General features: G+C 68.2%; 20 protein-coding genes. 11 read left to right on the top strand and 9 right to left on the bottom strand.

Annotated features, from left to right (window positions below):
• Positions 1-59 precede the first annotated feature (59 nt).
• Together ABSL23_RS14550 and ABSL23_RS14545 are read left to right on the top strand one after the other, a co-directional pair.
• Entirely contained in the window at positions 60-767 is a 708-nt protein-coding gene (locus ABSL23_RS14550; RefSeq protein WP_353634268.1) for a helix-turn-helix domain-containing protein, read from the top strand.
• On the top strand, positions 764-943 hold the full coding sequence (locus tag ABSL23_RS14545; protein WP_059057339.1) for a hypothetical protein: 180 nt from the start codon (positions 764-766) through the stop codon (positions 941-943). The genes ABSL23_RS14550 and ABSL23_RS14545 overlap by 4 nt, the downstream gene beginning before the upstream one ends.
• On the opposite strand, the gene hmgB is transcribed toward ABSL23_RS14545, so the two are convergent.
• Positions 944-2,281, bottom strand: coding sequence for a hydroxymethylglutaryl-CoA synthase (gene hmgB / locus ABSL23_RS14540; RefSeq protein WP_353634267.1), 1,338 nt, complete (start codon positions 2,279-2,281; stop codon positions 944-946). It lies immediately after the preceding gene.
• Between the two features lie 73 nt (positions 2,282-2,354).
• Positions 2,355-4,424 (bottom strand): Ig-like domain-containing protein, encoded by a 2,070-nt coding sequence (locus tag ABSL23_RS14535; RefSeq protein ID WP_353634266.1) that lies wholly within the window; start codon positions 4,422-4,424, stop codon positions 2,355-2,357.
• A 284-nt stretch (positions 4,425-4,708) separates the two neighbouring features.
• Here ABSL23_RS14535 and ABSL23_RS14530 point away from each other — a divergent pair, with 284 nt between their 5' ends.
• Positions 4,709-5,665 carry a hypothetical protein gene (locus tag ABSL23_RS14530; RefSeq protein WP_353634265.1) on the top strand — a complete coding sequence of 319 codons (957 nt, stop codon included), beginning with the start codon at positions 4,709-4,711 and terminating at the stop codon, positions 5,663-5,665.
• 69 nt (positions 5,666-5,734) lie between these two features.
• Here the strand turns inward: ABSL23_RS14530 and ABSL23_RS14525 are convergent, their stop codons facing one another.
• The 3 genes from ABSL23_RS14525 to ABSL23_RS14515 all read right to left on the bottom strand — a co-directional run bounded on the left by ABSL23_RS14525 (position 5,735) and on the right by ABSL23_RS14515 (position 7,748).
• Complete coding sequence (locus ABSL23_RS14525) at positions 5,735-6,313, bottom strand: DUF2150 family protein (protein ID WP_059057335.1); 579 nt, start codon at positions 6,311-6,313, stop codon at positions 5,735-5,737.
• A 100-nt stretch (positions 6,314-6,413) separates the two neighbouring features.
• A complete protein-coding gene (locus tag ABSL23_RS14520) occupies positions 6,414-7,259 on the bottom strand; it encodes a TatD family hydrolase (RefSeq protein ID WP_353634264.1) in 846 nt (281 codons plus the stop codon).
• Positions 7,260-7,298: 39 nt separating this feature from the next.
• Complete coding sequence (locus ABSL23_RS14515; RefSeq protein ID WP_353634263.1) at positions 7,299-7,748, bottom strand: NYN domain-containing protein; 450 nt, start codon at positions 7,746-7,748, stop codon at positions 7,299-7,301.
• A 99-nt stretch (positions 7,749-7,847) separates the two neighbouring features.
• Here ABSL23_RS14515 and gcvT point away from each other — a divergent pair, with 99 nt between their 5' ends.
• The 6 genes from gcvT to ABSL23_RS14485 all read left to right on the top strand — a co-directional run bounded on the left by gcvT (position 7,848) and on the right by ABSL23_RS14485 (position 13,311).
• Positions 7,848-8,942 (top strand): glycine cleavage system aminomethyltransferase GcvT, encoded by a 1,095-nt coding sequence (gene gcvT / locus ABSL23_RS14510; RefSeq protein WP_353634262.1) that lies wholly within the window; start codon positions 7,848-7,850, stop codon positions 8,940-8,942.
• A complete protein-coding gene (gene gcvH, locus ABSL23_RS14505) occupies positions 8,939-9,313 on the top strand; it encodes a glycine cleavage system protein GcvH (protein WP_353634261.1) in 375 nt (124 codons plus the stop codon). The genes gcvT and gcvH overlap by 4 nt, the downstream gene beginning before the upstream one ends.
• A 288-nt stretch (positions 9,314-9,601) precedes the next feature.
• Positions 9,602-9,877 (top strand): hypothetical protein, encoded by a 276-nt coding sequence (locus tag ABSL23_RS14500; RefSeq protein WP_353634260.1) that lies wholly within the window; start codon positions 9,602-9,604, stop codon positions 9,875-9,877.
• 188 nt (positions 9,878-10,065) lie between these two features.
• A complete protein-coding gene (gene gcvPA, locus ABSL23_RS14495) occupies positions 10,066-11,400 on the top strand; it encodes an aminomethyl-transferring glycine dehydrogenase subunit GcvPA (RefSeq protein ID WP_353634259.1) in 1,335 nt (444 codons plus the stop codon).
• On the top strand, positions 11,400-12,821 hold the full coding sequence (gene gcvPB / locus ABSL23_RS14490; RefSeq protein ID WP_353634258.1) for an aminomethyl-transferring glycine dehydrogenase subunit GcvPB: 1,422 nt from the start codon (positions 11,400-11,402) through the stop codon (positions 12,819-12,821). Before gcvPA ends, gcvPB begins: the two co-directional genes overlap by 1 nt.
• Before the next feature lie 64 nt (positions 12,822-12,885).
• Positions 12,886-13,311 carry a CopG family ribbon-helix-helix protein gene (locus tag ABSL23_RS14485; protein WP_059057327.1) on the top strand — a complete coding sequence of 142 codons (426 nt, stop codon included), beginning with the start codon at positions 12,886-12,888 and terminating at the stop codon, positions 13,309-13,311.
• Here the strand turns inward: ABSL23_RS14485 and ABSL23_RS14480 are convergent.
• Positions 13,308-13,571, bottom strand: a complete 264-nt coding sequence (locus ABSL23_RS14480; protein WP_353634257.1) for a winged helix-turn-helix domain-containing protein — start codon at positions 13,569-13,571, stop codon at positions 13,308-13,310. The genes ABSL23_RS14485 and ABSL23_RS14480 overlap by 4 nt on opposite strands.
• 133 nt (positions 13,572-13,704) lie before the next feature.
• Between ABSL23_RS14480 and ABSL23_RS14475 the strand changes: the two genes are divergently transcribed.
• Positions 13,705-14,106, top strand: coding sequence for a hypothetical protein (locus ABSL23_RS14475; protein WP_353634256.1), 402 nt, complete (start codon positions 13,705-13,707; stop codon positions 14,104-14,106).
• A 46-nt stretch (positions 14,107-14,152) separates the two neighbouring features.
• On the opposite strand, the gene ABSL23_RS14470 is transcribed toward ABSL23_RS14475, so the two are convergent.
• The 3 genes from ABSL23_RS14470 to ABSL23_RS14460 form a co-directional block, all read right to left on the bottom strand.
• Positions 14,153-15,211 (bottom strand): tyrosine-type recombinase/integrase, encoded by a 1,059-nt coding sequence (locus tag ABSL23_RS14470; protein ID WP_353634255.1) that lies wholly within the window; start codon positions 15,209-15,211, stop codon positions 14,153-14,155.
• Between the two features lie 2 nt (positions 15,212-15,213).
• Positions 15,214-15,588 (bottom strand): DUF5805 domain-containing protein, encoded by a 375-nt coding sequence (locus tag ABSL23_RS14465; protein WP_353634254.1) that lies wholly within the window; start codon positions 15,586-15,588, stop codon positions 15,214-15,216.
• A gap of 562 nt (positions 15,589-16,150) precedes the next feature.
• The gene (locus ABSL23_RS14460; protein ID WP_169793404.1) at positions 16,151-16,321 is read right to left on the bottom strand and encodes a hypothetical protein; all 171 of its coding nucleotides are present in this window, start codon (positions 16,319-16,321) and stop codon (positions 16,151-16,153) included.
• A gap of 222 nt (positions 16,322-16,543) precedes the next feature.
• On the opposite strand from ABSL23_RS14460, the gene ABSL23_RS14455 reads away from it, so the two are divergent.
• The gene (locus ABSL23_RS14455) at positions 16,544-17,017 is read left to right on the top strand and encodes an Lrp/AsnC family transcriptional regulator (RefSeq protein ID WP_059057322.1); all 474 of its coding nucleotides are present in this window, start codon (positions 16,544-16,546) and stop codon (positions 17,015-17,017) included.
• The last annotated feature ends 64 nt before the right edge of the window (positions 17,018-17,081 follow it).

Here is a 17,081-nt window from a genome sequence, read left to right as displayed (position 1 = left end):
TTCGGCAGGTGTCGAAGTTCTCCGGCAGGCTTTTTGGCGGCGACCCCCGACGTTCGGCCATGACCGACGACCCGCGCGCGGACCTCGCGGAGCGCATCGCCGGCGACATCACGCTCAGCGACGACCCTGGCGCCACGCTCCGGAAGTGGCGCACCGACTTCGACGTCTCCCAGACCGCCCTCGCCGAGGAGCTCGACGTTTCGTCGTCTGTCGTCTCCGACTACGAGAGCGGGCGCCGCTCCAGCCCCGGCATCGCGCTCGTCACGCGCGTCGTCGAGGCGCTGCTGGACATCGACGAGCGCCGCGGCGGCGACCACATCCGGCAGTACGGCCGCGTGCTCTCCGCGGGCTTCGACAGCGACGTCGTCCTCGACCTCCAGGAGTACCCGACCGCGCTCCCCGCCAGCGACCTCTACGACGCCGTCGGCGCCACCGAAGTCGTCGCCGGCGACCGCGACACCGTCACCGGTCACACCGTCATCGACTCTATCGAGGCCATCCGCCGGCTGCGCTCCGACGAGTTCTACCGGCTGTACGGCCAGTCCACGAGCCGCGTGCTCTCGTTTACGAACGTCTCCCGCGGCGAGAGCCCGCTGGTCGCGCTGCGCGTCGTCAACCCCACGCCGAACGCCGTCCTCCTCCACGGGCTCTCTGAGGACGACCTCTGGGAGCACGCGCCCGCGCTCGCCCAGCGCGACGGCTACGCGCTCGCCGTCACGGAGATGGACATCGAGGAGATGCTCGCCGCGCTCCGCGAACACGCATGAGGACCGCGCTCGCGTCGCTTTTGGTCGGTGCCGTCGTCTTCGGCGTCGTCGCCGTCGGCGTCACCGCGCTCCTGAGCGAGATAATCTGGCCGTCGGCAGTTCTGGGGGTGCCGGCGGGCGTGCTCGCCGGCGCGCTCGCGGCCGTCGGCACCGCGCTCGCGCTCGAAGACCGCTGACTACTCGACGTACGTGTACTGGCGCTCGTTCATTGGGCCCCAGCCGTCGAAGACGAACTCGCTGTCCGGCTGCGTGAACGGCTCCAGCTCGACGCTCTTCTCGTGGTTGTGCCGGTCGTGAATCTGCTCGTACTCCGAGAAAGAGAGGTCGTAGCGGCGCTCGACCTGCTCGTCGACGTTCAGCTCGGCGAGCTCGTCCTCGAAGCCGGGCTGGACGGTCTCCTCGTGAATCTCGGCCTGCGCGCCGGAGCCGTACGACGCCACCAGTAGCTTCTGCCCGGCGAGGTCCCGGCCTTCCTCGACGGCGTGCTTGAGCGCGCTGACGCGCGCGATGTGCACCGAACCCGTGTACCAGTTCCCGACCTGACTGGAGATGGAGAGCGTCGGGTCGATGGCCTCCCCGTACCACTCGCGGTACGCGTCGGTCTCCTTGAGGTCGTCCACGTAGTCGCTCATCGCTTCCTCGAACGCCTCGCGGGAGTCGAAGTCGTCGCGGCGCGGCTGTCGGCCGATGTCCTCGGCGAGTTCCTCCTCGACGTCTGTCCCGCGAATCATGTGCCGATACCCGAGCACCGCGGCCTTCCGCACCATCCCAGGGAACGGCGTGTGGAACGGGATGAACGCGTAGTCGTCGGGGTGGGTGTCGCCCGCCGCGCGCTCGAAGTCCTCGAGGGCTTCGCGCATCCGCGCGAGGTACACCTGCACCGAGCGCTTGCCGTCCACGCTCGGGAACTGCTGGTTCGGCTTCAGGAAGTCCGTCTCGTCCGCGGAGCCGTACCCCTGCTCGGTGGAGAGTTCCACGAGGTCCGGGTCCTCGGTGATGTACATCGCGACGGCGCCCGCGCCCTGCGTCGCCTCACCCGAGGAGTCCCGGGCGTACAGCGCGGTGTCGGTCGCGATGACGAGCGCGCCGCGGCCGCGGTTCCGCCCCGCGAGAATCCAGTTCACCGCGTCGTCGAGGCTCTGCGTCCCCGCGATGCACGCGAACTTCCGCTCGCCCTTGTTCGCGTGGTGGAAGTCCCCGTCGTAGACCTGTTCGAGACAGCCCGCGATGTACGTCGACACCGGCTTCGAGTTGTCGAACGACGACTCCGTCGCGACGTCGATGCGACCCACGTCCTCGGGTTCGAGACCCTTGCGCTCCATCAGGCGATGGGCGGCGTTCGCGCCCATCGTCACGATATCCTCGTAGGCGTCCGGGAACGACGACGAGAACAGCCCCAGCCCCTTCGTGTACTTCTCGGGGTCGTCGCCCTGCTCGGGCGCGAACGTCTCCGCGAGGTCGAGTTTCAGTCGTCCCGTTCGCACTTCGATGGCGTCGATGCCGACGCTGGTCATGCGCTCGTCTACGCGAAACGGTCATATGGGTTTGTCGATGGGGGTTTCGACGGGCGTCGTAACGTCCTCCGCGCTACCCCTGCTGGCCGTCGGGCGTCTCCGTGTAGACCGTGCTGTCCACGACGTTCCCGTCCACGTCGTAGACATCGACGCTGATGGTGTAATCGCCCGCTTGGTTGCTGGCGGACCCCGGCGGGCCGACGTACGTGAGCGTGTCGGCCAGCGACGTACTGGTGAGTGTCTCCGTGTCCTGCGGACTGCTGAACTCGACTTCAACCCTGTCGAAGCGGTCGTCCGGGTCAGAGACGCTGTACGACACGTCGAAGCGCGCCTGCCGGTCGTTGTTGCTGCCGCCGGTGTCGCTCCGGTCGGTCACCGACGAACTCTCCAGCGTCGGCTCGGTCGCGCCCCCTCCGCCGCCACCGCCGCCGCCGTTCGCTTCGGGCGACTGCGCGTACACGACGAACTGGTCGCTGCGCGATTCGCCGTTCTGCGTGTACGAGACCGTGACGCGGAAGTCCTGCCCGGAGACGTTCACCGCGTTCGCGCCCCCGGCCGCGACCTCGTGGAACTCCGCGAACGCCACCTCGGCCTCCCCACCGCCGCCCAGCTCCACGGGCCCGCCGGGGCTCGGAACGACCGCGGTCTCGAACGCGTCGGTGGTCGTGTCGTAAACCCGTTCCTCCGTCGAGTTCGCCAGCGAGAGCGTCAGCCCCCGCGAACTGACGTACGTGTACTGGGGGTCCGTCAGCGGCACGTCCACGACCGCGCTGTCCCCCGTCGCGGGCACGTCGACGTGCAGTTCGCTTCGCCCGTACCCCTCGCCGGTGGCCTTGTCCGAGAGCCCGTTCAGGTCAATGTCCTCGGGTTCGACGGTAACGTCGGTGATGCTGACGCTCGACGCGTACGTGTTCCGTATCGTGAAGTTCAGTCCCCCGGGAATCGCGTCGATGTCCTCGCCGTCGAACGCCGTCCCGTCCCCGAGGTAGACGAGCCGCCCGCCGCTGCCGCCGGGGCCGACAGGCCCCGCGGCCGCCTCCACTTCGACGGTGACGTTCTCGTGGGCGGCGCCACCGAGTATCTCCAATGTCGCCGGCCCGCTCGCGCCGTCGGCGGCCTCGAACGTCGCCCGCCCGTCGTCGCCGGTGACGCGACTCGCTCGCTCGAAGGGGTTCGTGGCCGCGGTAACGTTGACTGTGACACCGTTCACGGGATTGTTGAACCGGTCCCGGACTTCCACCGTCACGGACTCGTTGCCCGGGCCGCTGCCGACGAGCGTCAGGTACTCCTCGGCGGGCTCGGTCGTCCCAGTTCCAACCCCTACTTTCGCGGTGCGGAGCGTGTACTCGCCGGTGAGCGTCACGTTCACCGTGTTCGGCGTCGGCCCCGGACTCACGTTGGCGGCGCTCAGGCTCGTGCGGCTCGCGAGCGTCCCCGGGGACACCCGCGTCGGCACCGTCAGCGTCATCGTCGTCCCGGAGTCTGGTTCGACGGGAATCGACTGATAGGGCGCACTCAGCGCCGCCGGTTCGACGCTGACTGAACTCGCTCGGGTCGTCGAGAGCGAGCCGTTCAGCGCGACGAGCGTGAGCGTCTTCGAGTCTTCGTTGACGAGCAGCTGGTCCGACAGTGGGACCGCGGGCTCGCCGTCGCTGTTCGGGTAGTAGTTCGAGAGTATCGAGGACTCGTAGAGGAGGGTCGGCGCGTTGTCGTACTCGTTGTAGTCGGGCTCGTAGGACAGCGTCTTCGTCTGCGAGCGCCACGCGTCGCTCCGGCTCTCGAAGAAGTCGTCCGTCTCGGGGTTGCTCGCCGCGACGTTCGTGAGCCGTAGTTCCCCGGCGTCGCTCGTGCTGAGCGTCCCCGTCGCCGGCGGCGGGTTCATCAGAAAGACCCGGGAGGGGTACTGGGTGCCCAGCGTCACCGACGCGGGCTGGGTCGTCCCGGTCGCCGCCGACCGCAGAATCCCGTTCCGCACGTCGGTCAGCTGGTTCTGCGTGGTCTGGCTGTGCTGGTACTCGACGTCGGCGTTCTGCGAGGGGACGACCGTCGCCTGGTAGATGGAGAGCGCGATGACGAGCGTGGCGAACAGCAGTATCGCCCCGACTTGGACGGACTGCGCTCGGTCGTCCCCTCGCCAGTTCATGCCTGCCGAAAGGGCGCCACGCGTTAAAAAACAGTGCCTCTCCCGGCCTCTCGCCCCGCGACGATTACGTAGACTTTTGGGAGCCGATTGTAAACTCCCTGTCGTGAATTCGGCTCGGGGCCAGTCGACGCAGGTGGGCGCCGTGTTGCTGGTCGCGGTCGTCGTCAGCGTCTCGGCGGTCGGCGGCACGATCGTCCTCGACCGCGTGGACTCGGGCGCCGACCGTCGACCTCGACGGCCGGCTCACCGCCGAGGCCGGCGGCGTCGCGCTCTCGCTCACGAACATGGGTGGTGCGACCGTCCCGTATCGCGACCTGTCGGTGGTCGTCCAAGCCGGCGGCGCCAGCGACCGCGTCGCGACCGAGTCAGTCGGCGGCGAGCGCTCGCTTGCACCCGGTGAAACGTGGCGGCCGTCGCTGGCAGTGGACGCGTCCGCCGGCGATGTCGTCTCCGTCTACGCGGTTCACGAGACGTCCGGGGAACTGCTGTTCGAGGACGAGAGACGGGTCGCCGGCGACGACGACGCGCTCTCGGCGTCGCTGTCCGTCGACAGCGCGGCCATCGAGACGCCCGGCTCGACGACACTCACCGCGACGGCGAACCACTCCGGCGGGGAGTCGGCGACGTTCGAGTGGGCAGTCGTCGACGGCGGCGCGTACGCGTCGCTGTCCGCGAACACTGGCGACCGCGTGACCCTCGCGGCGTCGAGCGTGACCACGACGCAGACTGTGACGGTTCGAGTGACCGCCGCGGCCGGCGACCAGTCGACGACTCGAACTGTGGACGTGACGCTGACGCCCGCGCCGGACACGGACGCGCCGGCGGTCACGGTGCTGGCGAGTTCGCGGTCGCCGGAGTCGATGCTGGTCGCGGTGTCCTCGGACGAACGACTCGCGTCGCTCACGGTCGACGTCGATGGGCCGGACGACGAGACGCTCGCGCTCGCGGACTTCTCGCGCCGCGGCGACGGCCCCGGTTTCGTCTACGAGCGCGCGCTTGACGACGTCGCCGCCGGCACGTACGAAGTCACTGTCGAGCGAGCCGCAGACGACGCCGGCAACGACGGCGCGGGCAGCCGGGACTTCGTGGACGTCGAAGCGGCCGACGAGGACGAGAACGAGGAAGCGGACGACGGCGAGTGGTTCCGCGAGTGGTTCCGCGACTGGCTCGACGACTGGGCCGGCGGCTGGTTCGACTGGGAGAGCGACACGTGGCGGGACTGGTTCGACGACGGAGAATGAGCGGTTTCAGCGGTTCGGCGGCACTCGTCGCCCCGTCGCGACGGCGCGCGGCAGACTGGCCGGCGGTCGTCAGTCGTCGTCCTCGATGACTTCGGGGTCCGAGAGCGCGCTCTGGAGGCTATCGAGGCCGTTGACCCACTCCGTGACGAGGCCGTACTCGACGTCGTCGAGGACGTCCATGTCGAGGTCGTCGCCGTCGATGACGCGCGTGCCGGCGCAGGCGCTCAGGCCGAGCGCGCGGTCGAGGTCTTCCTCCTGCTCGGCTTCGACGGCGGCCTGCACGTAGCCGGTGACGTCGGTCTCGTCGGCGACGCCGTCGGCGAGGTACTGCTCGGCGCTGTAGAACACGCAGACCAGACTCGTCTGGACGCCGTCCACGAGCATGAGCTTGTCCTCGTCCTCGAAGTCGGGCTCGGAGAGCACGACCTCGCGGATGTCGGTGAGCTCGTCGAGGGCTTCCTCGTCGTCGATGGCGTCGTTGTCGTACGCCTTCAGAATCTTCGCGACCGCGATGGCGACGTCGTCCTGGAGGTTCAACAGGAGGCGCGCGGAGTCCTCGTCCTCGGGGTCGATGTCCTCGTCGCGCAGCCGGTCGAGCCAGTTCTGCCAGCGTTCCTCGGAGTAGAACTCCTCCTCGGGGGCACTCATACTCCGTACGCCGGCCGCCCGAGACAAAGGCCTTTCCTTCAACGGAGCGGCGAGCCACGCGTCCGCACGGTCCGACCACGCCGAAACCGCCGCCTCGCCGCTACTCGTCGAGCGTCGCGCGGGTGTCGATGCCGTAGACGGCTTCGGGGGTCTCGACGTGTGCGACCCGGATGGCGTCGTCGTGGCCCTGTTCTTGGAGCCAGCGCACGCGCCGCGGTACGGTCTTCGGCCCCATCACGGCGCCCGGGCGGTCGGCGTCGTCCACGAAGTCCGTCTCCATCAGGAACGGCTCGCCGACCTCGACAGCAGTTTCGAGGTAGTCCTTCTCGCACATCACGCTCTTCGTGACGCCGTCGAGTTCGCCGCTGGCGTAGTGTTTCACGACGCGCTCGGGCGGCAACCCGGCGTCCTCCGCCCACTCTGCGACGTCCGTGAGGTCCTCGGTCGCCTCGGTGTGGAGCTGAAGTGCGACCCCGGTCTCGGCGGCGCGCGTGCAGGCGTGTCGAATGACCTCGTTCGACGCCTCCCAGACGGCGTCGCTGACGTCGTAGTGCGGGCGGCCGGACTTCAGCGCGACCGCGTGGCCGTCGCTCGCGTACTCGGCGGCGACGTCGATGCCCGCGCGCATCAGCTCGCCCGCGTCCTCGGGCGCGAAGTCGCGGTCGTCCACCAGTCGCGAAATCAGGCCGGGGTGGACGCCGAGCACGGGCCACGCCCGGCCCGGCAGAATCTCGCTCGCTTCCTCGACGAGGCGGATGGTCTCCTCGAAGACCGGCCGGAAGTCCTCGCCCTCGTCGGCCTCGACGCCGTGGTGCCACGACGGCTTGTTCACGACGAGCAGGTGCGTGCCGCCGAGGTGAACGAAGTCCTCGACGGCGTCGATGCCGCGGTTGTCGGCGTCGAGGTGGAGGTGGTCGTCCAGTACGGGCGTCCCGAGGTCGGTCATGTCCCGGGGTTGGCGGTCGGTGCCCGAAAACCTGTCCGTCTACTCGCCGAGCACGACCGCGTCGTCGGCGGCGTTCCGGAGCGCGTCCGAGCGGCCGTGCTCGCCGGGCGCGATGGCGAGCGTGCTGACGCCGCGCCGCCCCGCGGTCTCCAGTACGGGCTTGAAGTCCGTGTCGCGAGAGGCGACCGCGAGCACGTCCACGCTCTCGTCGGCGACGAGTTCCGTCGCGTCCACCGCGAGCTTCACGTCCACGTCCCCGCTGGTCACGCGGACGTCGTACCCGCGGGCCTCCGCGGCCTGCATCAGTTCGGGCGTCGCGTGCTCGTCGACGTACAGCCGCGTCACGGCCAGCCGGCCGGCCGCCTCCGCGGTCTCGCGCACGTCGTCTAAGTCCACGTCGAACTCCTCGCGGAGGACGTTCGGCCCGTCCACGAACAGGGCGACGGCCGCGTCGCCGTCGCCGTCTAGCAGGCCGCTGAGTCGCTGCATACCCGCGTTCGGGGGCGCCCCGACAAGAGCGTGCCGGAAACGCGCCCAACGCGAACCGGGATACGAAAACATTACTTGCCGGCCGCCGACGCCACGAGTATGGCTCTCCGAACGCCGCCGCTGTACGGTCGCCACGACGACCGCGGCGCGCAGTTCACGGAGTTCGGCGGGTGGGAGATGCCCGTCGAGTTCGACTCCATCCGGACCGAGCACGCCGCGGTACGGGAGTCCGCTGGCGTCTTCGACGTCTCCCACATGGGGGAAATCGAGGTCGGCGGTCCGGACGCCGAACAGTTGATGCAGCGGCTCACGACAAACGACGTCGCCAGCCTCGACCCCGGCGACGCCCAGTACTCCGCGATAGTGGACGACGAGGGCGTCATCCTCGACGACACGGTCGTCTACCGGCTCCCGGAGGGCGACGACGCCGAGTACCTGTTCGTGCCGAACGCCGGCCACGACGAGCAGACCTACGAGCGGTGGACCGACTACCGCGACGCCCACGACCTCACGGCGACCGTGGACAACGTCACCGGCGAGTACGGTATGGTCGCCGTACAAGGGCCGGACGCGCCCGAACTCGTCGCGGCGCGTGCCGACGACTCCGTGCTCGACCTCGGGCGCTTCGAGGCGAAGTACGCGGAGGTCGCGGGCGTCGAGTGCTGGGTCGCCAACACCGGTTACACGGGCGAGGACGGCTTCGAGGTCGTGTTCCCCGCGGACGGCGCGGGCGCGGTCTGGGACGCGTTCGCCAACGACTGCCAGCCCTGCGGGCTCGGCGCCCGGGACACGCTCCGCCTCGAAGTCGGCCTCCTCCTCTCCGGACAGGACTTCCACCCCGAGGAGAACCCGCGCACGCCCTACGAGGCCGGCATCGGCTTCGTCGTCGACCTCGACACCGAGTTCGTCGGCCGCGACCGCCTCGCCGCCCAACAGGAGTCGGGCGTCGACGAGGAGTTCGTCGGCTTCGTCTTGGAGGAGCGCGGCGTCCCCCGCCACGGCTACGACATCCAGAAGGACGGCGACACCGTCGGCGAGGTCACGAGCGGGACGATGAGCCCGACGCTCGACGAACCCATCGGTCTCGGCTACGTGGACACCGACTACGCCGACGACGGCACGAGCGTCGAGGTCGTCGTCCGCGGCACCGGCAAACGAGCAACCATCACCCCCACACCCTTCATCGACCAATGAGCTTCGAAGTACCTGACGACCTGTACTACCTCGAATCGCACGAGTGGATCGACCCCGACACCGGCCGCGTCGGCATCTCCGAGTTCGCGCAGGACGAACTCGGCGACGTCGTCTTCGTCGAACTCCCCGCCGTCGGCGACGACCTCCAGCAGGACGAGGAGTTCGGCGTCGTCGAATCCATCAAAGCCGTCTCGGACATCTACGCGCCCGTCTCCGGGGAAGTCACCGACGTCAACGACGCCCTCGAAGACCAGCCCGAACTCGTCAACGACGACCCCTTCGGCGACGGCTGGCTCGTCGAACTGGACTTCGACGACGCCGACCTCGACGAGCTACTGGACGCCGACGAGTACGCCGAGCAAATCGCCTGACGCCACTTTTTGCTCTGCGCTCGGCGGCTTCGCCGCCTCGCTCGGCAAAAACGTGGTGAAAAAGCACTCCTCCTTCGCTTCGTTTCACTCCGCTCAGTCGTCGGCCCGCGCTCGCTGCTCACGGCTCGCTGCGCTCGCCGTTCGCACAGACCGAGGCGCTCGTTCCTCGCACCTCGCTTCGCTCGCGCGGTGAACCGACGACTTTCCGGGTCCTTCGGACCACTTGGTCGCCGGATGCTGGCTGTTTCGTGCCGAACGTTCTTGTCGTGCCGGCGTGACCGTTCGCCAATGGCACCGACTGTCGACGACCTGCGGAACGAGATTCGAGAGTCCGTTGGGCGGTACACGCGCGTTGAGTCCACCGGCTTCACGAAAGAGGCGCTGGCGGCCGTCTGCGGGGCGCTGGGGTACGACGTCCAGAAGGGGAGTCTGCCGTCGAAGGCAGTGATGCGCGCGGAGATTCGGGCGCGCGTCGGGCTGGCTGACGACGCCGACCCCGACAGCGCCGGCGGCGCGTTCCGGAAGGCGGACCTCGAAGCAATCGCGGAGGCGCTGAGCGACTGACGCTCGCAACGCTTGCCGCTCGAAACGCGCGTTCGTGACTACTTCTTCGGCATCGAATACGTTTTGTTACACGTCCGAGGATACTTTTGTGGCGAGTGGGGTTCCGGAACCGGGGGTATCTTGGTGTCCGCTCCGTAAGCGTCGGGTATGTCTGGATTCGATGGCGGTCCGTCGCCGGGAGGACGACCATGAGCGGTCGCGAGCGCGGCAGTCCGTACGCCCCCCACACGGACGACGAGACGGCGGCGATGCTGGACGCCGTCGGCGTGGACGACGTCGAAGCGCTGTTCGACATCCCCGAGTCGGTGCGCTTCGACGACGAGTTCGGCATCGACGCCAAGTCCGAGCAGGAAGCCGTCGTCGAGACCCGCAAGCGCTTGCGGCGCAACGACGACCTCACGGAGTTCCTGGGGCGCGGCCACTACGAGCACTACGTGCCGTCGCTGGTCGAGCACCTCTCCCAGCGCTCGGAGTTTCTGACCTCGTACACGCAGTACCAGCCCGAGGTCACGCAGGGGTTCCTGCAGGCGCTGTTCGAGTACCAGTCGATGCTCGTGGAACTCACGGGGCTGGGCGTGGCGAACTGCTCGATGTACGACGAGGCGACGGCGCTCGCGGAGGCCGCGCTGCTCGCCAAGCGCGTGCGCGCCGCGGACGGCGACCGCGTGCTCGTCCCCGAGTACATCCGCGACGGCCACGTCAGCGTCCTCGAGAACTACACGAACGGCGCCAACGTCACCGTCGAACGCTACGGCACCGACGCTGGGAACGTCGATACCGACGCGCTCGCGGACGCCATCGACGACGACGTCGTGCTGGTGTACGCGGAGAACCCCACGACGACGGGCGCAGTCGAGGAGCACCTGCACGAAATCGGCGACCTCGCGGACGACCACGACGCGCTGTTTTGCCTCGGCTCGGACCCCGTGGCGATGTCGCTGCTCCAGCGCCCCGTGGACGTGGGCGCGGACGTCGTCGTCGGCGACGCCAGCGTCCTCGGGCTCCCCACGAGCTACGGGATGGGGCTGGGCGTGTTCGCGTGCCGCGAGGACTTCCTCCGGCAAGTCCCCGGGCGGCTCGTCGGTGCCAGCGAGGACGCCGACGGCAACCGCGCGTACACGCTCACGCTCCAGACGCGCGAGCAGCACATCCGCAAGGAGCGCGCGACGTCGAACATCTGCACGAACCAGGCGTGGGTCGCGCTCCGCACCGCCATCCACGCCGCGTCGCTGGGCTCGGAGGGCCTCGTGGACCTCGCCGAGCGCATGGTCGAACTCCCGCGGGAGCTCGCGGCGGACCTCGACGACGTCACGGGCGTCCGCGCGCCCGTCCACGACCGCCACCACTTCCGGGAGTTCCTCGCGCACACCGACCAGCCCGCGCCCGCCATCGCCAGCGACCTCGAAGCGGAGGGCTTCGCCGTCCACGCGGTCGGCGACCACCGCCTCCAGGTCTGCGTGACGGACGCCAACGAGCACGCCGCCGACCGCCTCGTCGCCGCAATCGAGGAGGTGACCCACTGATGGAGTTCTACGACCAAGCCGCCTACCGGCAGACCGACGACGAACAGTACGAGCCCCTGCTCGCCGAGAAGGACGAGACGACCACCGAGGTCGAGTCGTCCCTGCCCGACGACCTCACGCGGGACGAACTCGAACTGCCGAGCCTCGCGGAACCCGAACTCGCCCGGCACTACGTCCGGCTCAGCCAGCAGAACTACGGCGTCGACTCCGGGCCGTACCCGCTGGGCTCGTGCACGATGAAGTACAACCCCCGGTTCACGGAGGACGTCGCCGCGCTCGACGCCGCGAGCGTCCACCCCGACCGCTCGGCCGAATCGGTGCAGGGGACGCTGAAGCTCCAGCACGACCTCCAGGACTACCTCGGGCGCATCGGCGGCATGGACGCCGTGACGCTCCAGCCCCCCGCGGGCGCCGCGGGCGAGTTCGCGGGCATCCTGCTCGCGGACGCCTACCACGAGGCCAACGGCGAGGAACACCGCGACGAGGTCGTCATCCCGGACGCCGCCCACGGCACGAACTTCGCCTCGGCGGCGCTGGGCGGCTACGACGTCGTCGAAATTCCCTCCGGGGACGACGGCCGCGTGGACCTCGACGCCCTCGACGCCGCGCTCGGCGAGAACACCGCCGCGCTGATGCTCACGAACCCGAACACGCTCGGGCTCTTCGAGCGCGACATCGAGCAGATTGCGGACATGGTCCACGACGCGGGCGGCCTGCTGTACTACGACGGCGCGAACCTCAACGCCCTGCTCGGTCGCGCGCGCCCCGGCGACATGGGCTTCGACATCATGCACTTCAACGTCCACAAGACGTTCGCGACGCCCCACGGCGGCGGCGGTCCCGGCGCCGGCCCGGTCGGCGTCACCGAGGACCTCGCCGACTTCCTCCCCGAGCCTCACGTCCGGGAGACTGAGAGCGGAAAGTACGAGCGCTACACCCCCGAGCAGTCCGTCGGGAAGGTCCACGGCTTCTCCGGGAACTGGCTCGTCCTCATCAAGGCGTTCGCGTACATCGACCGCCTCGGCGACGACGGGCTCAGCGACGCCTCCGCGAAGGCCGTGCTGAACGCCAACTACCTCGCCGAGCAGGTCGAGTACGACGTCCCCCTCGGCCCGTTCCACCACGAGTTCGTCGCCAGCGCGGGCGAACAGGACGCCGCCGACGTCGCCAAGCGCATGCTCGACTACGGCGTCCACCCGCCGACGACGAAGTGGCCCGAACTCGTCGACGAGGCGCTGATGACCGAGCCCACGGAGGTCGAGACGAAGGAGAACCTCGACGACCTCGCGGACGCGTTCAACGCCGTCGCCGCCGACGACGCGGCGACGCTCGAAAGCGCGCCGAACCGGACGACCGCCCGGCGCATCGACCAGACGAGCGCCGCGCGCAATCCCCGCCTGTCGTGGCACGACCTCGACTAACTCGGCACCGCTGAGCGGCCGGTTTTAGCCAATCCTTATTACTCGAAGCGCTCTCGATTAATACATGACCGTCGTCAGCGTCTCGATGCCCGACGAACTCCTCGAACGGCTCGACGAGTTCTCCGAGGACCACGGCTACACCGGCCGCAGCGAGGTCGTCCGGGAAGCGGCGCGCAACCTCCTCGGCGAGTTCGAGGACAAACAACTGGAGGACCGGCCGCTCATCGGCGTCGTCACGGTGCTGTTCAGCTACGAGAACTCCACCGTCGAGGAGCGCATGATGAACCTCCGCCACGAGTACGAGGGCCTCGTCACGAGCAACGTGCACAACCACGTCGGCGACCACTACTGCATGGAGCTGTTCATCCTCGAAGGCAAGCTCGACGAGATATCGGAGTTCGTCGGGCGCGTGCGCGCCACGAAGGACACGATTACGGTGGACTACTCGGTGATTCCCGTGGACGGCTTCACGCCGCTCTCCGAGGGCTAGTCGACCACCCGCGGCTCGTAGATGCGTTTTCTGGCGTCCGGGATGTAGACCCGTTCCTCGATTAGCCCTGCGTCTTTCAACAGCGAGAGGCCGTGGCGCGTCGTGCGCTTGGAGAGTCGCGTCCGCTCGCGCAGCTGGGCTTGCGTGAGCGGCGAGTCGTACTCCAGAACTTTGAACACGAGCTTCGCGCTCGGCGGCAGGTCCGTCAGGGCGTCGCGTTCGGGCGTCGGTGCGTCGTTACCGTCGGCAAAAACGACCACTGGGCTCTGCCATACGCGTGAGCCGACGACGGGCGGATAGTTAGGTGTTTGGCTCCTCCCAGATACGGCCGGTTAGCCAGCCGGTCCCGAATCGACCACCACGGCTATCCGCCCGCCGCGCGAACGTAGAGGCGTGACCGGCGCTGCCACCGGGCTCGTCCTCGGGAGCATCATCGGCGCAGTCGCGACAATCGCGGGATCGTACTTCCTGTTCTGGCGACGCCGGCAGGCCGCTCGCGCCCACCTCCGACAGGCGTTCGAGACGGAGCTGGACGCGCTGTCGTACGTCGACGAGATGGCCGACAGCGGGAACTACGAGTCGCTCACGGGAACCGTCGAGCGGCCCGTCGTCTACGAGAGCAACGCCGACGAAATCGGCCAGCTCTCCGGCGAGGAAGTCGAGGCGCTGGTCTCCTTCTACACGGACCTCTACTGGCTGCGCGACCAGCAGGACATCGAGGACAAGAAAGAGCGTGTCCACGAGATTGTCGAGAAGCGCCAGCGCGCGCTCGCCGCGGTACGCGAGCACGAGTAGTCTTCTGCGGCCGACGACCTCCGGTTTTGATATCGCGAGATGCAGTTTACGAGTTGCCGCTCCGACGAGTGGTGAGCTGGTAGACAGACTCGCTGTACGGTTCAGCGACCAGCTCCCGCCAGTTGTGGGTGTACCGGTCCATCACGTCGCCGACGTCCCCGCGCAGGTACTTCACGAGGTAGCCGTCGTCGGTCCGCTGGCGCAGCTCCGTCGTGAAGAAGTGCCGGAAGTAGTGGGGCGTGACGTTCTCCTCGACGCCCGCTCCGGTCGCGTACCATCCCTGCTCTCGGGCCAAGTCCGTGACGTACGCGCGCACCATCTCGCTCGTCAGTCGCTCGCCGTAGTTCTCGGAGACGTTCACGAACAGCGGCTCCGCAGGCGATTCGACGTCCGGGCGAATCGCCAGCCACTCCACGAGCGCGCGCTCGACTTCGTCATCGACGGGGATGCGGGTGTCGCGGTGGCGCTTGTTCCCTTCCGTGCGCTGCTCGCCGTTGACGGTGTCGCCGACGTCCACGTCGCTGGGCACGAACAGGGTGTTCTCGCGGTCGCTGACGGCCGCTCGCGGCTGCACGCCGTAGTACTGCTCGATTGCGGGATTCGAGAGGTGGACGTCCCGCAGGTCGAGGTTGCACAGCTCGCCGACGCGGATACCGGTCTTCGCCAGCACCACCACGATGGCGCGGTGGAGCGGGTTCCGAATCGAGCCGACGAACTCCCGCATCTCCGCGACGGCGATGCGGCGCCGCGTCGGCGAGGCGTCGCCGCGCTCGCTCATCTCCTCCATCACGACGACCATCGGGTTCTCGTCGAACTCCCCGGTCTGGACCATGTACCCGTAGAATCGGTTGACGTGGACGGCCTTCGTGCGAATCGAGCCCGGCGCGTAGCCGTCCTCGCGCAGCGACTGAATCCACTTCAGGCAGTCTCCCCGGGTGGCGTCCTCGATGGGCGTGTCGCGGGCGGCGAGGAACGCGCGGAGCTGGCGGAGCGTCGTCCGGTAGTCCTCGATGGTGCTTGTCGAGCGGCCGTACAGCTCCATCTCGTCGAGGAACGTCCCGACGGGCCCGTCGTCGTAGTCGGCCGCGGTGCCGGTTCGGGACACGGTCAGTCGTCCTCCGAGCGGACGACGAGGCCGTCCTGCTGGATGTCGTAGTCGATTCGGCCGGCGTCGTCGAGGCGAGCCAGGCACTCGGTCACCGTCTGCTCGATGTCGCCCGTGAGTTCCTCGACGACCGCGTCGCGGCTGGCGCCGTCGGCGTCCTCGATGACGGCGACAATTCGCCGCTCGACGAACTCCGCTAGAGTGGTGTCTTCGCCGCCTGACCCCTGGGGGTCGAGGCCGAAATCCCGGCGTCCAGCGTTTACCATCGCGCGGACGTAGGCGGCGCGGCTGGCGAACCCCATCTGGTCGGCTTCCTCGTCGTAGACGTCGCGCTGGTGGCGCGGGACGGCGACGTTGAGCTTCACGTCCTCGGTCATGTGTCTGGACTGTCTCGGAGACGGAGGTTAACGGTTTTGGTGTGCATAGGCGGATTAGGGAGATAAGCCCGGTAGAATAACCAAAGAAACGCACCCTGACTACCACAATTTGGTGGTTGTTGCAGGGTTAGTGCGCTAAGATGGGTACAGTAACCAACGAGTTCGAGCGCGTCGCGACCGCTCCAATCGTTCGAACCGAGGCCACTCGCGTGTTCGGCGAGTGGGCTGCTCGGGGGCGACCGAGGGGGAACTCCACCAAAAACCGAATGCCCATTGCGACGCCGCAGAGTGACGCGGCGCGCTCGGCTAAACGCGGTTTCGTCGAACAGCAACGAAGCCGTACTGACGCGAGAGGGTCACGAAAGGCGCGCCGGTCGGCTACGCTGTCGGTTGGCCCGACGCGAACGAGTACCGATAGGTAGCTGATTCACTCACCGACTGCACTGTCCGCCTGCGACGCGGTATCGAAACTGCGCAAGCCGGCGGGTAGAGAAACATCGACTTCACCCCGTGACACCCCGGGTTCACGGGGCGAGAAGCGGGGTCGCGTGGAACGCGTCGATTACGCGCTGACGGAGGAGTCGATGTCGCCGTTAATGCGGACGAACGCGTAGTCGCAGTCCGGACACGACCACTTCGTCTTCTGACCGAGGTGCAGCTCCGTCGCGGCCGCTCGGTAGAACGTCTTCTCCTCGCCGCAGTTCGGGCACTCGTGTTCGAGTTCGCTAGCCATGTCCGGAGTTCGGCGAGCCACCCCATTCAACGTACTGGTTTCCCGAACCGAGCGACGACAGGTAAACCAAATACTGATATACACAAGGTCTGGGTCGGGGCAAGCGGAACCGCTTACCGACGAGGGGAGCTGAGACTGCTGTGAGTGGCCCGCTCGGCGACGAGTTCCGGCGTCCCGGGAGCGAGTGCAAGGGTCAAGTGGCTCTGTCGCGGACACTCCGGTATGACCGACGAGGACATCGACGACGTGGACCGCGCCATCCTGTACGCGCTCCAGGAGGACGCGCGGAACATGTCGTCGGGAGACATCGCAGAGCGAACCGGCACCTCGGACAGCACCGTCCGCAAGCGCATCCAGCGACTGGAGGAGAGCGGCGTCGTCAAGGGGTACAGCGCGAGCGTGGACTACCAGCAGTCGGGGTACCCGCTGCGGATGTTGCTCTACTGCACCGCCTCGATACCCGAGCGCGGCGAACTCATCCCCGAGATACTGGCCATCGACGGCGTGGTCTCCGTGCAGGAGCTGGTCACCGGCGACGAGAATCTGCTCGTGACGGCCGTCGGCGAGTCGGACGGCGACATCACGTCGGTCGCACAGGAGCTCCTCGACATGGGGTTGACGGTCGCCGACGAGGTGCTCGTGCGGAGCCACGAGACGACGCCCTTCGGCGGCTTCGACCCCGAGACCGACCGCTGAACGCCGGCTGCTTTTCGCCAGTACGTGGGCACTCGCAGTCCGACGCGTCGCTGTCAGTTCGCCG

This window comes from Halobacterium sp. NMX12-1, from assembly GCF_040435975.1.
GTDB classification, from domain to species: Archaea; Halobacteriota; Halobacteria; order Halobacteriales; family Halobacteriaceae; genus Halobacterium; species Halobacterium hubeiense.
The sequence above is the reverse complement of the archived record's forward strand: the minus strand, read 5'-3'. Positions and strand labels throughout refer to the sequence as shown.

What these genes read in the sequence shown, in the direction of transcription:
- gcvPB (WP_353634258.1), top strand. Translation starts at nt 11,400, where the DNA reads ATGGAGTTCTACGACCAAGCCGCCTACCGGCAGACCGACGACGAACAG.
- gcvT (WP_353634262.1), top strand. Translation starts at nt 7,848, where the DNA reads ATGGCTCTCCGAACGCCGCCGCTGTACGGTCGCCACGACGACCGCGGC.
- gcvPA (WP_353634259.1), top strand. Translation starts at nt 10,066, where the DNA reads ATGAGCGGTCGCGAGCGCGGCAGTCCGTACGCCCCCCACACGGACGAC.
- ABSL23_RS14465 (WP_353634254.1), bottom strand. Translation starts at nt 15,588, where the DNA reads ATGACCGAGGACGTGAAGCTCAACGTCGCCGTCCCGCGCCACCAGCGC.
- ABSL23_RS14500 (WP_353634260.1), top strand. Translation starts at nt 9,602, where the DNA reads ATGGCACCGACTGTCGACGACCTGCGGAACGAGATTCGAGAGTCCGTT.
- gcvH (WP_353634261.1), top strand. Translation starts at nt 8,939, where the DNA reads ATGAGCTTCGAAGTACCTGACGACCTGTACTACCTCGAATCGCACGAG.
- ABSL23_RS14520 (WP_353634264.1), bottom strand. Translation starts at nt 7,259, where the DNA reads ATGACCGACCTCGGGACGCCCGTACTGGACGACCACCTCCACCTCGAC.
- ABSL23_RS14535 (WP_353634266.1), bottom strand. Translation starts at nt 4,424, where the DNA reads ATGAACTGGCGAGGGGACGACCGAGCGCAGTCCGTCCAAGTCGGGGCG.
- ABSL23_RS14550 (WP_353634268.1), top strand. Translation starts at nt 60, where the DNA reads ATGACCGACGACCCGCGCGCGGACCTCGCGGAGCGCATCGCCGGCGAC.
- ABSL23_RS14530 (WP_353634265.1), top strand. Translation starts at nt 4,709, where the DNA reads ATGGGTGGTGCGACCGTCCCGTATCGCGACCTGTCGGTGGTCGTCCAA.
- ABSL23_RS14525 (WP_059057335.1), bottom strand. Translation starts at nt 6,313, where the DNA reads ATGAGTGCCCCCGAGGAGGAGTTCTACTCCGAGGAACGCTGGCAGAAC.
- ABSL23_RS14545 (WP_059057339.1), top strand. Translation starts at nt 764, where the DNA reads ATGAGGACCGCGCTCGCGTCGCTTTTGGTCGGTGCCGTCGTCTTCGGC.
- hmgB (WP_353634267.1), bottom strand. Translation starts at nt 2,281, where the DNA reads ATGACCAGCGTCGGCATCGACGCCATCGAAGTGCGAACGGGACGACTG.
- ABSL23_RS14455 (WP_059057322.1), top strand. Translation starts at nt 16,544, where the DNA reads ATGACCGACGAGGACATCGACGACGTGGACCGCGCCATCCTGTACGCG.
- ABSL23_RS14515 (WP_353634263.1), bottom strand. Translation starts at nt 7,748, where the DNA reads ATGCAGCGACTCAGCGGCCTGCTAGACGGCGACGGCGACGCGGCCGTC.
- ABSL23_RS14460 (WP_169793404.1), bottom strand. Translation starts at nt 16,321, where the DNA reads ATGGCTAGCGAACTCGAACACGAGTGCCCGAACTGCGGCGAGGAGAAG.
- ABSL23_RS14485 (WP_059057327.1), top strand. Translation starts at nt 12,886, where the DNA reads ATGACCGTCGTCAGCGTCTCGATGCCCGACGAACTCCTCGAACGGCTC.